Annotated in this window: 13 protein-coding genes; 3 read left to right on the plus strand and 10 right to left on the minus strand. The window is 57.8% G+C overall.

All coding sequences use genetic code 11. The features are described from left to right. Positions 1 to 177: 177 nt before the first annotated feature. Entirely contained in the window at positions 178 to 1,647 is a 1,470-nt protein-coding gene (locus BCY88_RS37390; protein ID WP_120349101.1) for an MFS transporter, read from the minus strand. A 142-nt stretch (positions 1,648 to 1,789) separates the two neighbouring features. Between BCY88_RS37390 and BCY88_RS37395 the strand changes: the two genes are divergently transcribed. Further along, complete coding sequence (locus BCY88_RS37395) at positions 1,790 to 2,647, plus strand: LysR family transcriptional regulator (RefSeq protein WP_120349102.1); 858 nt, start codon at positions 1,790 to 1,792, stop codon at positions 2,645 to 2,647. 100 nt (positions 2,648 to 2,747) lie between these two features. On the opposite strand, the gene BCY88_RS37400 is transcribed toward BCY88_RS37395, so the two are convergent. From BCY88_RS37400 to BCY88_RS37420, 6 genes are all read right to left on the minus strand, one after another. Beyond that, complete coding sequence (locus tag BCY88_RS37400) at positions 2,748 to 3,122, minus strand: VOC family protein (RefSeq protein WP_120349103.1); 375 nt, start codon at positions 3,120 to 3,122, stop codon at positions 2,748 to 2,750. Between the two features lie 32 nt (positions 3,123 to 3,154). Then, positions 3,155 to 3,877, minus strand: a complete 723-nt coding sequence (locus BCY88_RS37405) for a helix-turn-helix transcriptional regulator (protein WP_120349104.1) — start codon at positions 3,875 to 3,877, stop codon at positions 3,155 to 3,157. A gap of 169 nt (positions 3,878 to 4,046) precedes the next feature. Continuing rightward, positions 4,047 to 5,492, minus strand: a complete 1,446-nt coding sequence (locus tag BCY88_RS37410; protein WP_120349105.1) for a DEAD/DEAH box helicase — start codon at positions 5,490 to 5,492, stop codon at positions 4,047 to 4,049. A gap of 60 nt (positions 5,493 to 5,552) precedes the next feature. Beyond that, positions 5,553 to 5,858: a hypothetical protein gene (locus BCY88_RS39720; protein ID WP_147408616.1), complete on the minus strand. Its 306-nt coding sequence runs from the start codon at positions 5,856 to 5,858 to the stop codon at positions 5,553 to 5,555. 42 nt (positions 5,859 to 5,900) lie between these two features. Next, on the minus strand, positions 5,901 to 7,517 hold the full coding sequence (locus tag BCY88_RS37415) for a hypothetical protein (RefSeq protein WP_120349106.1): 1,617 nt from the start codon (positions 7,515 to 7,517) through the stop codon (positions 5,901 to 5,903). Positions 7,518 to 7,848: 331 nt separating this feature from the next. Continuing rightward, the gene (locus tag BCY88_RS37420; RefSeq protein WP_120349107.1) at positions 7,849 to 8,226 is read right to left on the minus strand and encodes a hypothetical protein; all 378 of its coding nucleotides are present in this window, start codon (positions 8,224 to 8,226) and stop codon (positions 7,849 to 7,851) included. Between the two features lie 393 nt (positions 8,227 to 8,619). Here BCY88_RS37420 and BCY88_RS37425 point away from each other — a divergent pair, with 393 nt between their 5' ends. Beyond that, positions 8,620 to 10,116 (plus strand): RNA-directed DNA polymerase, encoded by a 1,497-nt coding sequence (locus tag BCY88_RS37425; protein WP_120349108.1) that lies wholly within the window; start codon positions 8,620 to 8,622, stop codon positions 10,114 to 10,116. 243 nt (positions 10,117 to 10,359) lie between these two features. On the opposite strand, the gene BCY88_RS37430 is transcribed toward BCY88_RS37425, so the two are convergent. From BCY88_RS37430 to BCY88_RS37440, 3 genes are all read right to left on the minus strand, one after another. Continuing rightward, positions 10,360 to 10,821, minus strand: coding sequence for a GNAT family N-acetyltransferase (locus BCY88_RS37430; RefSeq protein ID WP_220669724.1), 462 nt, complete (start codon positions 10,819 to 10,821; stop codon positions 10,360 to 10,362). A 56-nt stretch (positions 10,822 to 10,877) separates the two neighbouring features. Continuing rightward, the gene (locus tag BCY88_RS40645) at positions 10,878 to 11,168 is read right to left on the minus strand and encodes a GNAT family N-acetyltransferase (protein WP_404935763.1); all 291 of its coding nucleotides are present in this window, start codon (positions 11,166 to 11,168) and stop codon (positions 10,878 to 10,880) included. A 523-nt stretch (positions 11,169 to 11,691) separates the two neighbouring features. Then, a complete protein-coding gene (locus tag BCY88_RS37440) occupies positions 11,692 to 12,678 on the minus strand; it encodes a zinc-dependent alcohol dehydrogenase family protein (protein ID WP_120349110.1) in 987 nt (328 codons plus the stop codon). Between the two features lie 840 nt (positions 12,679 to 13,518). Here BCY88_RS37440 and BCY88_RS37445 point away from each other — a divergent pair. Further along, a complete protein-coding gene (locus BCY88_RS37445; RefSeq protein WP_147408617.1) occupies positions 13,519 to 15,066 on the plus strand; it encodes a glycosyl hydrolase family 79 C-terminal domain-containing protein in 1,548 nt (515 codons plus the stop codon). Positions 15,067 to 15,115: the final 49 nt, after the last annotated feature.

Genomic DNA, 15,115 nt, shown 5'->3' on the forward strand with positions numbered 1-15,115 from the left:
ACCCCGGAACGACCTGGTTCGCCTCAGCTACACCAGTAAGCGCCAGAGTTGACCAGCCCATTGCGGGTCAGGATGTGTTCCTCATACGAAAATGCCCCTGGTTCTAATAGGTAGCAAACGAAATGTCCCTGAAAAGTATAGGCCGCGGATGCTGAATTTGAAGTAGCGCGGCGATATTCACGACGGTTCGCGTGAGCTGGAAGTTGCTTTTGAGGGCGCGTGCCGCTGATCGGGCAGGAATAGTGAAAGCACGCCGCCAATGGCCAGCAACACCACGTTGCAGCCAAGCGCGACGGCAAATGCGTGACCGAACGCAACTGCTCCGCGACCGGCACCCAGTTCGGCATAGAACACGCCGCCGATGATCGCGACACCTAGCGCCGAGGCGATCTGAAACGTCGAAATGACAATTCCAGAAGCAAGACCTGCATGCTTCGGCGCAACCCCACCGATCACCGCCTTGATGACTGACGGCATGACCGTGCCGAACCCCAGCCCGGCGATCGCCAGACCCACATGAAGACCGCTCGCCAGCATTCCCGCCACCGCAAAAAGCGCGACACTGAAGCCGACCACCTGCAAGGCGAACCCAACCGTCAGGGCGAGCTTTCCAAGCCGCTGCACGACGTGAGCGGAGACAAGGGACGCCAGGAAATAGGCGACGGCGTACGGCAACGTCTCCAGGCCTGCTTGAAGTGGTGAGAGATGCAAGCCTCCTTGCAGGTACACGGAGAATGTCAGATAGAACGACGAGAGCATATACAACGCGAATGCCATAGCAACGCCGACCGCGAAGCCCGCCTCCCGGAAGAGCGCGAACTCGACAAGGGGTGAACCACCCCTCGCGGCCAGGCGCGTTTCGAAGCGCACAAACAGCGCGAAAACGAACGGCGCTGCGACGAGCATCGCGATGATCCATATCGGCCAGTTGGTTTCCCGTCCTTCGACAAGCGGATAGACGAGAAGGCCGAGGGCAACCGAGAGCAGCACCACGCCGCCAATGTCGAGACGTTGGGCGTGCTCAGCCCGCGAGTCACGCAGAAACGCGAGACCGCCGACGAATGCCACAAGACCGATAGGCACGTTGATCAGGAAGATAGCCTGCCAGGTGAACCCCAACGGATGGAACGATACGAGCGCGCCGCCCAGCACCTGGCCACAGATGTTCGCGAGGCCGAACGTTGCGCCATAGAGTGCGAGTGCGCGTCCCTGTTCTGCGGGCGGAAACAATACGCGAATGGAGGCCAGCACCTGAGGCGCCATGACGGTCGCGGTCAGGCCCTGCAGGATGCGCGCCGCGACGAGTGCGGTAGCGGACGGTGCCAGTCCGCACAATGCCGACGCGAGTGTGAAGCCGGCAACGCCGGTCACGAACATGCGCTTGCGGCCAAACAGGTCGCCGAGCCGCCCACCCGTGATGAGGAAAACTGCGTAGGTTGCCGCATACGCCGAGATGACGAATTCGATCTCACCAGACGTGGCGCCGAGACTCTGCCTGATTGACGGAAGTGCAAGGTTGACAACGTTGAAGTCAAGGATCGGAAGGAACGCCCCCGTCAACAGGACGGGTAGCGCGAGCCAGCGCCGCGGGTCGGCTGTGTGCGTGTCGAGCGAAGAATGCAGGCGCGCTTTGTCGAGTGTGCTCATGGGTGTCATCGTTCGTCGAATGGAGATGCGAGCGTGATGATTGACCGGACCGGTGGTCGATGAAGAGCACTATGCGATACCACTTGCCATAACTCAATGGGATGAATGAATATATCAGTGATAACGTTTGGAGATGATTATCATGGCAAACCTGGATGTCGACGCGGTGCGCGCCTTCACACTCGTCGCGGACTTTCAGAGCTTCACGCGCGCCGCAGAGGCGATGGACACGACACAGGCCGCGATCAGCATGAAGCTGAAGCGGCTGGAGGACCGGCTCGGCCAGAAGCTGATCGAGCGCACGCCGCGGCTAGTACGGCTGTCCGCGCGCGGAGCCTCGTTTCTGGATGCTGCGCGCGAGTTCGTCGCGGCGCATGAGCGCGCCCTCGCAGAGCTAGCGGGCACCACACGGCGCCTTGCCCTCGGTATCAGTGACCATATCGCGGGCCCTGATCTGCCGGTCCTGCTCACGCGGTTGCACGCTTACGATCCCACCTTGCTGATCGAAGTACAGATCGAGTCGTCCCGCGAACTGCTCGACGCGTTCGAACTCGGCAAGCTCGACGCTGCGATCCTGCGTCGCGAGGACGACCGCCGCAATGGCGAAGTGCTCGCGCTGGAGCCGTTGGGCTGGTTTGCATCGCCCGGTTTCGTGCATCGTGCAGGGGGGCCGCTGCGACTCGCGTCGCTCTCGGCATCGTGCGGAATACGCAACGTGGCGACGCGCAAGTTGGACGCAGCGGGGATTGCCTGGGTCGATGTGTTTATCGGTGGGGGTACAACGGCCGTTACTGCTGCCGTATCGGCCGGGCTGGCCGTCGGGGCCTTCGCGCATCGGGTCGCGCCGCTCGGTCTCATCGAAGTCGGCGCGCCACTGGGCCTGCCCGCGCTTCCTCCGTCGGAAATTGTGCTGCACTCCAGCCTCTCGGATACGAAGTCGCGTGAAGCCTTGCGTACGCTTGCCGCCGCATTTCGGGAGCATCGACCGGCGATCCGATAGACGGCTCGCCCGAGACTCGAATGATGTGCTTTGTGAAACTGTGGAGCGGCCGTGACGGGAACCTGCGTCAGGGAAAGTGACCGTGGTCCGGCAACCTTCCTCAGCGCCTGGGTCGGGAAAATATGTTGACGAGATTTCCATCCGGATCGCGCAGCAAGAGAGAGCGATTGCCCCACGGCATCACCGTCGCCGGCATGACGATTTCTGTTCCCGACGCATTCATCCGTTCGAACACTGCATCAACGTCCTCCACTTCAAACTCCAGGATCGCCGACCGATTCGCAGCCGCAGTGGCGGCACCGACATTAAACAGCTTGATCAGGTGCTCGGACGAAATCGCAAGCACCGCCCCTCCGAATTGGATTTCCGCAAAGCCATCAGCCGGCCGTGCAGCATCGAGACCGGCAAGCCTTTGGTAAAACTCGATCAGACCTTCGACATCCTGGGTAACAACGCGAACAGACGCAAACTTCATTTTGAGCTCCTGACCAAGAAAGGGAACTCAGTCTAAGAGACCATACTGTCAGATTCTGGCAGTATGGTGCGGCTGGCTACGTGGTTTACCTTGCGCCACTTGCGAAGCAGCGTTGATCGTCTTTCGGGGTAGCGCTCCTCCATTTCCTCGACGTTCAAGATGCGATCCGAGCGGAAATTCCGAAAGTCTGCGCGAAGCTCACACCAGCACATCAGCACCCGGGCCTGGTCGAAATACACCAGCGCAAATGGCCAAACTATCCGTTGCGATTCAGCACCGCTGCCGTCCATATAAGTAATATTGAGCTTTCGCTCTGCCCGGACCGCCGCGCGCAGGAGGTCCGACGAGACTTTATGGGCAGGCCTCTTTAACGGCGCACCGACCAGCAGCGACGATTCGTCCAGTTCGCGGCGCAGTTCAGTGGGCAGCACGGCAGCTATCTTCGCAAGCGCGCTCAGCGCGCCGTCCGATAGCGTCTTGTCGCAGCGATCAGCCACCCAGCGCATGCCAAGAACCAAAGCATCGAGCTCCTCTGAGCGGAACATCATTGGCGGCAGCATGAAGCCCGGTTTCATCACATAACCAACCCCCGGCTCCCCCTCGATCATCGCTCCTTGCGCCTGCAAACTGGCGATGTCCCGGTATAGCGTGCGGATGCTCACACCGAGTTCCTCGGCCAAAGCCTGGCCACTCACGGGACGGCGGTAGCGCCGTAGCACTTGCAGGAGACTAAGAAGACGTTCGGAACGGGTCATACGTTGATCCTGATATCGGCGCAAGGAAGCTCCGCCGCCCAAGGTCCGCGCCATGGCAAGTTTGCTGCGGGACGTCCAGCGGAAATAATTCAGGTATGCAGCGGGAAAATTCGATAGAGCGCCCTGCTCACTAACCTGCTCCAAGACTGGCGTTGCTCGTCCCCACGTATCAGGGCTGAGGTTTGCCGCGGCCACCAGCGGATTTGCCAGCCGGCTTGACTGAACCCGCAGCTGGCTTGCCGGCGGGTTTGCTGCGTGGCTTTTGTACGCTGAACGGGCTGCCGCTGGAAAAGCCGGTGCCTTTACCCGTCGCCACAGCGCGCTGCGCCGCAGGCTTACGTTTGTTTTCGCCACTCTGCGGGCGCGGTTTTTTGCTGGGCACCTGCATGGCGCCCGGCGCAGCTTGCTGCACTTTGGGCTTCTTGGGCTTTTTGGGTTTCTTGATGATCTCGCCCGTCGCGCTGGTTTGCGGCACGCGGTGTTCGGCTTCAAAACCCGGCTCTTCTTCACGGCGCAGCGTTTGCCGGATCAGCGCTTCTATCGCAGCCAGTTGCGGCGCTTCGTCGGCACATACCAGGGACACCGCCACGCCGCTCGCGCCCGCGCGGCCGGTACGGCCGATACGGTGCACGTAGTCTTGCGCCACGATCGGCAGATCAACGTTGATCACCAGCGGCAGGTCGTCGATATCCAGCCCGCGCGCAGCCACATCGGTGGCGACCAGCATCTGTACTTCGCCCGTCTTGAAGCGTTCCAGCGCACGCAGGCGCGCAGGTTGCGGTTTGTCGCCGTGGATGGTGTCGACCGCATAGCCCGCTTCATCCAGCATGGCCGCCAGGTAATCCACGCCAATGCGGGTTTTGACGAACACCAGCGCGTGCTCCCAGTTGTTCTCAGCAACAAGGTGCATGAAGAGGTCAGGCTTGTTCTTTTTATCCACCGTCACCACCCACTGCTTGATCCTGCTGGCCGTGGCGTTGGGCGGACTGACGCTGATATTGAGCGGGTCGCGCAGAATGCCCGCCGCCATGGCACGGATATCATCGGTAAACGTCGCGGAGAACAGCAGCGTCTGGCGCTCAACGGGCAGGGCAGCAAAGACGGCGTTGAGTTCGCGCGCAAAGCCCAGATCCAGCATGCGGTCGGCTTCGTCCAGCACCAGCGTTTGTATTTCATCAAACTGCACTGCGTTCTGGCGATTCAGATCCAGCAAACGGCCCGGCGTGGCAACGAGCACATCTACGCCTTTGCGCAACTTCATCATCTGCGGGTTGATGCTCACGCCGCCATAGGCGGCCAGAAATCGTAAGTCGAGACCTTTGCCGTAAGCGATAAAGCTTTGCAGCACCTGTTCGGCCAGTTCACGCGTGGGCACCAGCACCAGAACACGCGCGCGGTTGCTGGACACCGCCGGGCTGTGTTGCACCAGCCGTTGCAACAGCGGCAGCGCAAAACCCGCCGTTTTGCCAGTGCCGGTCTGCGCCGCAGCCATGACGTCCTTGCCCTTGAGCACAGCAGGAATCGCCTTGACCTGCACCGGCGTAGGTGTCTGGTAATTGAGGTCCTGCAAATTACGCAGCAAGGGATCGATCAGGCCAAGCGAGGCAAAAGACATTGGCGTATTCCGGGTTAAAACCGCAATTCTAGCGGTTACCGTCTGATTGCACCGCGCAGATCAATGGTCAAGAAGATCGATGTTGGTCGCCACTGAAAAACGTACGGTGCCGACACGCTGTACGACGAGACGGCGATGGGCAGCATTGCCGCAAGCGCCAGATAAGCCTTTGCGCGATGGGCTCTGCCATGGCTCACGCGTGTTGATTTCCTGTCGGGCAGTTTTCGACCCTGAGCCGACTTCCGGCATATCGAGCACCAATGGTTCTTTAAAGAGTGAAGCGGACTTTCGTCGCGGAAAGGCTGCTGGTGGGTCATCTGCCTGAGCCGACGTTCGCTGATCAAAGTGGTGCGGCTGTTGTGTCATCGCCGCGCCGGACTTCGCGGAGTCTGCTCCCGAGCGGTTGCCTCAGGACTCAGGAACTATCTGTTCTATGAATGGGACGTCAAGCATCTCCGCAACCTGCCTGAGTTCCGATGGCAGACAACTCTCAAGCACAAGGATGACCCGCACCTGAGGCGGCCCGGCAGGATGGTCGACGCGTGCCTGGGCCTCCAAAACCGCCCGATATTTGACTACCTGAAAGAGTCCACGGCGGTAGTCATCCAGGTTCCCGTCCGACACACGCGATTTCACCTCGACACCAAGCCACATCGTTTCGGACTTGAACATGACATCGAGTCCGTCACCAGAGTGAAGTGCATGCTCTGTCTCTTGGAGCCAGCAGTCGACTGGCGCGTCGAATAGCGCCGGGTTGTTGAGCACGAAGCGTTTCAGGGCTTTGTGGGCTTGCGACTCGCCTCCACCCCATCCACCGTTGCGACGAACCTGATCGGGTGGAACACTCGCCTCTGGCAAGCTGGCGATTCGCAATATATCGTTCCAGCGACTTCCATAGCTAAGGACGCGACTGTACTCGAGCATCACTCTCGCCTTCCTGTCCTTGTAGGGCAGCGATTCATAGCCACGCCATTCATTCTTTAGTCCGCTACCAGGCAACCCCGCATTCTGGCCAGACGAAAGAACTACTACGGACGTGAGCAACGGTGGCGGATCACGGTAATCCAAGCCGGCGCGTTCAATGATCGCAGAGACCCTGCCCAATACCTGACCCAAGCCGCGGGGCCATGGCTCACCATGCTTATTGCGTCGACCAAGCTCTTCTGCCAGATCCGAGTATGTGATCGTCTTCATCACATTGTCGGTCTGACGAAGCACGTGATGCACCAGAAGCGGTAACGCAAGACGAGCATATTCATCGTTGCTCAGATCGCCGTCTGCGGGCTGGTTGACGAGATCTTCTTCGCTCTCGAAAACCTTTCGGCTGTCTGCTGGGCTGCTTGCCTCGTTGCGGTTGCCAACTTCTCCATCATTGTCGTCCTGTACGGAATTCTCTAATTCGTCGCCTTGCTCGCGAGCGTGTTCCTCTTCATCCGCATTGGCGGTCGCGGCGACTGAATCAGGTCTCCGCCGATAAACAGGTATCTCAGCGGTCGTCTCTACGAGCTCGAACAACGTCGGGGCAATTGTGGGATAGTCATCGCGCTCGATTCCTCGACGATCGAACTCACCGTCGATGTCGAGTCGCTCCTTGAGGTCGTCCAGACGCAACCCTACCCAGCCCCGCAACTGGGTCACCCGGTTCAAATAAAAGTGCTTTACCTTCCGTTGCCCAGTTTCCAGCAGTCCGGGATGTGGTTCGACTTCGTAACCGAGCACTGGAATCCTTTGTTCAACTGCCCGGTCCAGATTTTCACGCGCTTCTTCGCCGTGCTTTTGCGCAACGCCCTTCCACCGCCGGAGTTTCCCACCCAAGCGCACGAACCGCCTCGCCTGTCCCGTCTCTGGATCGCGGACACTCACAATCTGGTCGCTCCAAAGAGCACATACAAGCACTCTTTCGTCAATAGTGAACGCATTCCACGGAGTATCGAGACGGGCAAAGTTAGAGTTGCGCTGGTAAGTATCGAAGCCGCATGCAGTTAGCCAAAAATCATGCGATTTGAGTTTTTCGTCTTTTGCCACGTTTTTTATCGCCCAACGTATTGATAGTGATCCTATCGGCGCTGGCAAATAAAACTTTAGCGCCCGCGGGCGAGTCGATGAAGAGTCCCTCTATTCGCCCCGCTCGTTGGCAATGAAGGCTCGTGGCTGGCGAAGAGCGACTGTTCGCTGCGCGGTGCGATCATCTCAATGTCCAGTCCTCGGATCGGACGCGGTCGGCTCAGAACGCCCCAAAGCGGCTGTCCGAAGGCGCGTACTTCCGACGACCGCTTCCGGGCTAAGCGGTCACGTATGAACTGTTTGGGCCGGCGATCGATTTTCTGATCCGATGGTCTCACAGCGTCCAGATAAATCAAGCACCGATCGGCGCGTTACAAACAGGACAATGTCTAAACCGCGAATTGACTCGCGTAGTAGACGACTTCTTTCGCTTGGAATCCCAGCAGGCAGGGCAATATAGCCCATCGTCTTCCGCAAACTGATAGCACCCCCATTTTCGACCCGTCGGCTTCGTGTGCGGAGACTCTGATGTTTTACTCAACAGCGCATTCTCCTCCTGCAGCGAAACGATGCGCTCTTTGAGTATCGCAGCCTCGAGTTTCAGGTCTGCAAGCTCATTTGAGAGATCGGCGAGTAGATTCTTGAACTCAGCGTCCTCGATGTTCTTCGAAATTTCGCGCAACCGCTTCGCCAAGGTGATCGCGGTGCTTACTGTTCCGATGATGTCCATATTCCGTCTGTTGTATTCGTTGACATTTTTAGGTTTTGAGCATCTTAGGAAGCACGCTTGCCCTCGCGCGCTTTGGGATAGGAAGCTTGCTAGGTGCCGCGCCGGACCTAGCGACTACAGGCACCAAGGCGCGCCTACAAATTTCTCGGTATATTACCGTTTCTCGAGTGGGAGGCAAGCGTCGAGAGCTCACGCAACAACCGAATCAGACACCGCGATGGCGAGTTGCTCAGCTCAAGCTCGTTTCGATGGTAGTAATAGCCTATCGCGGACTCGAAAGCCTTGGGTTCCGGTACTTCGATCACGAGACCCCATTCCGCAGCGTCGCCTTCAGATGGCTAGTCAAGAATGGTCTTTCAACGTTGCTGCACCAAATAACGTCTGGAACACAAGATGAAAAAGATTTCAGATCTGGGTCCAGAAGATGCCGCCAAATACTTCATGAAGGGCAGCAGCTACTTCAATGGTGATCTCCCTAGTTATCTTAGTTTTGAACCTATTCTTGCAGGAGTCGCCGCAGTCTTAAAAGGCGGAAATTACTCTAGCCTCGCGAGCAGCAAACCCGAACATCTTTCTGACGTGAACTACAGCTTCATCGCGAACAAAGATGGGCGCTTCGCGTGGCGCCCTTACGAGCTGATGCACCCCGCCATCTACGTCGCGCTCGTCAATCTTTTATGTTCGTCGGGGAATTGGTCAACGATTACGAAACGGTTTGCGTCGTTCGACGAAGCGTGCGTCACTTGCTGCAGCGCGCCGGTAATATCTGTCGACCATCAATCAGATCAGGCAACTCAGGTGAAGAAATGGTGGCAAGAAGTCGAACAGAGGTCCCTTCGCTATTCACTGGAGTTCAGTCATGTCCTTCACACCGACGTGACGGATTGTTACGGCTCCCTCTACACTCATAGTATCGCTTGGGCGCTGCATGGACTCGAAACGGCGAAGACGACAAAACCCAAGGGCAGCCTGCTCGGCGATCAGATAGATACCCTCATCCGTGCAGGTCGATACGGACAGACCAATGGCATTTCGCAAGGGTCCGTTCTAATGGATTTCATTGCTGAGCTGGTGCTTGGCTACGTCGACGAATTAATCACAAAAAAACTGAAAGAAACCGACGATTTCCGCATTCTACGATACCGAGACGACTACCGAATTTTCACGAACAGCGACGTACGGGCGGAAGAAATTCTTAAGATAGTTAGCGACGAACTCAGGTGTGTCGGGATGCGTCTTGGCGTGTCGAAAACTTTCATAAGCACAAACGTGATAGAAGGTTCAATCAAGCCGGACAAGCTGGCCGGGATTGACCTCGCCGATTTGGGTGACACGAATGCGAAGACCATACAGAAGCAGCTACTTCGTCTTCATTCGTTCGGCAAGCGATATCCCAACAGCGGCGCGCTCCGTCGTCTATCCGGAGAACTACATACAAGGGTGATTCAACAAAAAGTCGAACCCGATGATTTGGAAGTTCAGGTCGCCATCGCAACGGACATCGCGGTGCTTTCGCCACAAACATTTCCAGCGATCGCAGGTATCTTGAGCCATCTCATTTCGTTCCAGAGCACTGATGAGAAAAACCGACTTTGGAACAAGGTTTACCAGAAGATGAGCAAGGTGCCATACAACGGGTATCTCCAGATCTGGCTTCAGCGAGTGACGAAGCCCAAAAGCGTCGGCGTCGAGTACGTAAGCGACGAACCCATTTGCAAGATTGTGAACGGCGAGACCATAGATCTCTGGAACAATTCGTGGATAAGTTCAGCAGATCTCAATGCCGCGCTGAATGTATCAAAGATCGTGGTCAAAGAGGCGAGCGACACGCCGGAGGTCGTCGCTCCGAACGAAGTGGAGTTGTTTCAACAGAACGCGTGGGCGTACTAGCGAGCTGACTGCTTTCCCATGACGCTTCAGCAGATACTCCGCCATTGAGCTCTAATCGAGGTTCGTGGCTTTCGCAGTGGTAATTTGAACCTGTCATGGTGGCGGTAAGCTACGCATAAAATTCCTGCTTCCGGCCAGCGACAAAAAGTGAGAGCGCCGGCTCAAGTGCTGGCAACGGCGCCTCGAGCGACCGGGCCGCACCTGCTTAAACGACCGTTCCTGGCCGACGAGCGACGACGAACTTCAGGCCGCTTGGCCGAACTGGCGGCGGTATTTGATAAACCCACGTTTTCGGTCACCACTGAAACCGACTTGCTCGAAGAATCGGTGTGCGCGGACGCGAGACGCTGAGCTAAGAAGCATCATTTTTGAGCAGTTCCGTGACAGGCAAAATTGCTCGACCTCACGTAGGAGCGCCCGCCCAACTCCATTTCCCCGGAATTCCAGATCAACGACGAGATTCTCCACTACCGCAAAAGGCTGTCCGGCATACATGGCATCTGAACAAAGACAGATCAAAACAGTGCCCCGAACATGGCCCTCAATCTCGCAGACCAGCAGCTGAGTGCGAGCATCTTCTTCGAGAATCTGAATTTGTGACTCCGTTGGATTGACGTTCTCGTCGTTGACCAACTGACGATACAACGACTGGAGGGCATCAGCGTCTGCGCGCCGTGCCGTTCGAATGGTCAGCAATGAGTTCATAAGGGTCATTGGGAAAGCTAAGACGAGTCTAGACGACGCATGGTTCGACCGACAGCCTACAGCATGCTCTCTTTGGCGAGCCTCTGTCCGGCTCGCAGGAAGCCGTGTCTTTCAGAGAAGCGATGGGCGTCGGGTTGGCCATCGCCGCCCGTCACTTCCAACTTCACGCATCCAACCATGTTAAACCACCGTTCCACAGCCGCAATCATGGCACTGCCGACACTGCCTCCCCGGTGGTTCTCGTCGACGACCATGCTGGTAATCCGTCCCAGATATCCGGCTGCGAGGACCAGCGGAAGCGCGTGTACGCTGACACTACCAACAACTTTGTGATGCAAGGTGGCCACGAATATTTCGTCGGCCGGGCTACGTACCAATGATTGCAGCTTCTTCAGAAATAATGCGGCGTCGCCTCGTACCCAAGCTGATGCAACAGCTTGGCGATTGAGCAGTGGTGGGACAACTGCGATTCGCGTGTGACGACCGCATCGTTTTGCGGTTGCGTGTTCCGGATGCGTCTTCTGTCACAGCCTTCGGGATGTTCTTTTTCATCATCGATTGTGCCCTTGCCGTGTGTAGCCGCACGCGCACTAGCACTCCGATTGTTGAGGATCCTGGTACTGCAGTCGACCGTCTCTTCATGGCCGAATCCGGTCCGACAGGCGAACGATCCTGAAGACGTTGCCATGGGCTATTTTAATCTCACACGCTCGACCTGCACGACCAATTGGTTGTCGAAGTCGCAACTGGTTCAGAGTTAAAAAGCACCCGTACCTTCAATCAATTGCGCCAAGACGGATCCACCGCGAACAACAACGTGCATGTCGATGTCCCGTGACGTGCACGTTTCGATGTTTGACGGACACCTCATCAAGACACATCCACCACCACTTTCCCCTCGGCGGCTCCGCCAACCATCAATGCGTAAGCGGACTCCGCGGAACTGAGATCGAAGCGGCCCGGATCGAGACGCGGCGTCAATTTCCCTGCTTCAACCAGGCGGGTGGCCTGCTCCAGCATCTCGCCGTGGTGTGCCCGGTTCTGTCCGCTCAAGAGAGGATAAAGTGTAAAAACCCCTGAATAGCTCGCCTCGCGGAAGGAAAGAGGCGCAAGCGCGTGTGTGCCCCATCCGAGCGCACTGACCACGTGTCCGAAGTGCTTCACTGCCTGGAAGCACGCGTCGAGCGTCGCGCCGCCAACGGTATCGACGACGAGGTCGAAGCCCTTCCCACGCGTGCAAGACTCCACATACTGTTCGACTGTCTGCGCGGAGTAGTCAATTGACGTTGCACCAAAACGCGCGACCACCTCCTGATTCGCAGCACTGGCTGTCGCGAACACGTTCGCACCGAGCGCCAGCGCGATTTGCACGGATATATGGCCGACACCGCCTGCGCCGCCCTGCACGAGCACGGTTTGTCCCGCTTGCAAATGCGCGCGATCCACGATGCCAGACCACGAGGTAATGAACGCCAGCGGCAAAGCAGCGGCCTCGCGGAACGACAGATTAGCCGGCTTGCGTGCCAGAAGGCTCGCATCGACCGAAGCGTATTGGGCCAGCGACCCTTGAATACCGCCAACACCGCCCGTCATTCCGTACACTGCATCGCCCACTTTGAAGGCGGTGACGCCGGGTCCAACCTCGTCGACCACGCCTGCCATGTCTATCCCGAGTATCAGGGGCAACGGATGCCTTGCGTGATCTGCCGTGCCTGCTCGAATCTTCGTGTCCAGTGGATTCAGACCACTTGCCTTGATACGGACTCGCACCTCTCCTTGCGCCGGTGCCGGCACGTCAAGTTCGGTAAGTTCAAGTGGACCGTTGTAGCGATCGAGGACGAGCGCTCGCATCTTCATGGAAACATCCTTCGTGTGACCATCAATGGTCTCGTTTATTTCATAAACAGCTTGCCACGCAACAGGAGTCTTAGCGTGGCGAGAAAAAGACCCAGAATTGCGAGGACGATTCCGAACGAAGAAGCCGGAACCGGAAAGTGACGCACTTGCGGTGACACTGAGACAGTGGACATAACGGGCTCCGCAGTCGGATGCCTTGCGGGTGACGCACCGTCTGGGAGACGCGGACCGTGGTAAGTCGTGACCTCGATACTGAAGTTGACGGCGCCATGATCGACCCCACCGACTTTCGGGCACCACTTGTTGTTAGCGCCGAAGCGCCTTCCGTGCAGCATAGGTGCGGCAGATTGATAAGTAAAGCCGACACTAGAACAGTTGAGAAACCGCAGAACCCGGCCATGGAGACTGCCGTTTTCGCGCCAATCATCAGAAGTCCGGAATATAAACGAAAGAAAAAATAGGGCTGATGCAGGCAGGATGAAGGCTCCTGGAAAGGCCACGCCGTGGCATGACGACTCCAGCCACCACTCTCGATCCCCGATGACAATTCATTGTCAACGAGGATCGAGGTTCCGCCGTTTTATCTAAGCGGATCCTGCACTATGGCCTGCTCGTCTGTCGACCAGATGACAGCCTATCCGGGACCCGATGCATTCCGCACGTGAGTGCGAGCGGTCAAGCAGACCGATCGCACCTCAATGCAAGAGCGTCCATCGAAGCATGGCATCACGACAAGCTGCGCAAGTGCGCCATCGCCCGCTCTTTTCCCAAGAGCGGCGACGGTCTGGGTTGTCCGATTTGTCCGGGGCCGTCGCAGCTCCGCTCCATCAGGATCAAACGATGCAGAACATCACGCGCATAATCCTGGCCACTTCCCTGCTCTCAGGGCTCATGTCCAGTGCTTTGGCCAGTCAGAGCCTGCCCTCAACTGGTGCACCCAAGGTGACGGCTACGGTGAGCGTCGATCCGAATGCCAGAAAGAAATCCGTGGCGCCATCCTTCCTTGGATTGTCGATGGTCCTGAGCGAGACGCCTTACATGGTGGGGACCAGCACGTCGCCCAATCCGCATTTCCGGCAGCTTCTCGGGAACCTGTCGACCTACAGCAACGGGCCCATGGAAATCCGGGAGCTGAATGACGAAGCGTTTGGCCCCACGACGATTTCCGATCATCTTCCAGCGCTGTCGAATCTCTACCGGGACACACAATCCCCACGGCATGGCGTCAAATATTTCATGGGTGTCGACTTCTTCGGTAATTTCGACGCGCAAGGCAATGAGAACGGCATCGCGGCCAGCCAGGCGGAATCGTTTCATAGTCTGCTGCCACAAGGCAGTGTGCTGAGCTACGAGATCGGCAACGAACCCGATCTGTACAACGCCGAGCACTTCCGGTCGAAATATACCTATGCGAAGTACAAGGTCCAGTACGAACAGACGGTCGCAGCCATCGAGAGCAAAGGGACCGGCGTGCCGATGGCAGCACCGGTTTTCTCGGGCTATCCGGGCGGCTTCATGAAGAGCCTCGACGATTTCATTGCGTCCGAGCATGCACACCTGGGCATGCTCGACCTGCACTACTACGGCGGAAGCCACTGCAACGGCAAGGTCGTGCCGGCCGACTACCTGCTCTCAAGCGACGCCATCAACCACCCGACATCCACCGTGAGTCCCAACCGGATTGGCGGCTACATTGCCGCCCTGAACCGTGCCGGCCGCGGGAACGTACGTATCGGAGAAGTGAACTCCGTTGCCTGCGGTGGACAAGACGGCGTGAGCAACACCTTCCAGTCCGCACTGTGGGTGCTTGACGAAGCAATGAGCTATGCAGAAGCCGGCGTGAGTGGCATCAATATCTTCACGATCGCGAACGCCAATGCCTACTACACGCCGTTCCGCTTCAGTCACACGGGGACCTTTCCCGAGAGCGAATACACGATCTCGCAGATCAACCCGATTTATTACGGCATGCTGACTGTTGATGAGATGCTGCAATCGAAGGCGGCGCTGCTTCCGGTAAGCCTGTCGACGCCGCTCCACATCAAGGCGTATGCGACGACAGACGAACACGGCAAGATTCGAGTCCTGCTCATCAACAAGGAAGAAGATCAGGCCGGTGATGGCGATGTCGTACTGCATCTGACACGGCATGGTGACGCCATGGTCTCGGCCCTGCGTGCCACCAACAACGACTACCGGGTGAGCGACTACACGCACTACACCGCCGACGACAAGGTCACGCTGGCCGGACAGACATTCAAGGTTACAGGAGGCGTCCAGGACGGCGTCCTGCACGGTACCAGGGAGAGCACGACAGTGCATCCGAAGGATGGCGTCTACATGGTGTCGCTACCGCATGCCAGTGCGGCCATCGTAGAGTTTCGCTAGGCCTGCCTGGTGGGGATGAGGCGCTCTCCCTGCGCGGAGTCCCGCTATA

Source organism: Paraburkholderia fungorum, from assembly GCF_003610895.1.
GTDB lineage: Bacteria > Pseudomonadota > Gammaproteobacteria > Burkholderiales > Burkholderiaceae > Paraburkholderia > Paraburkholderia fungorum_B.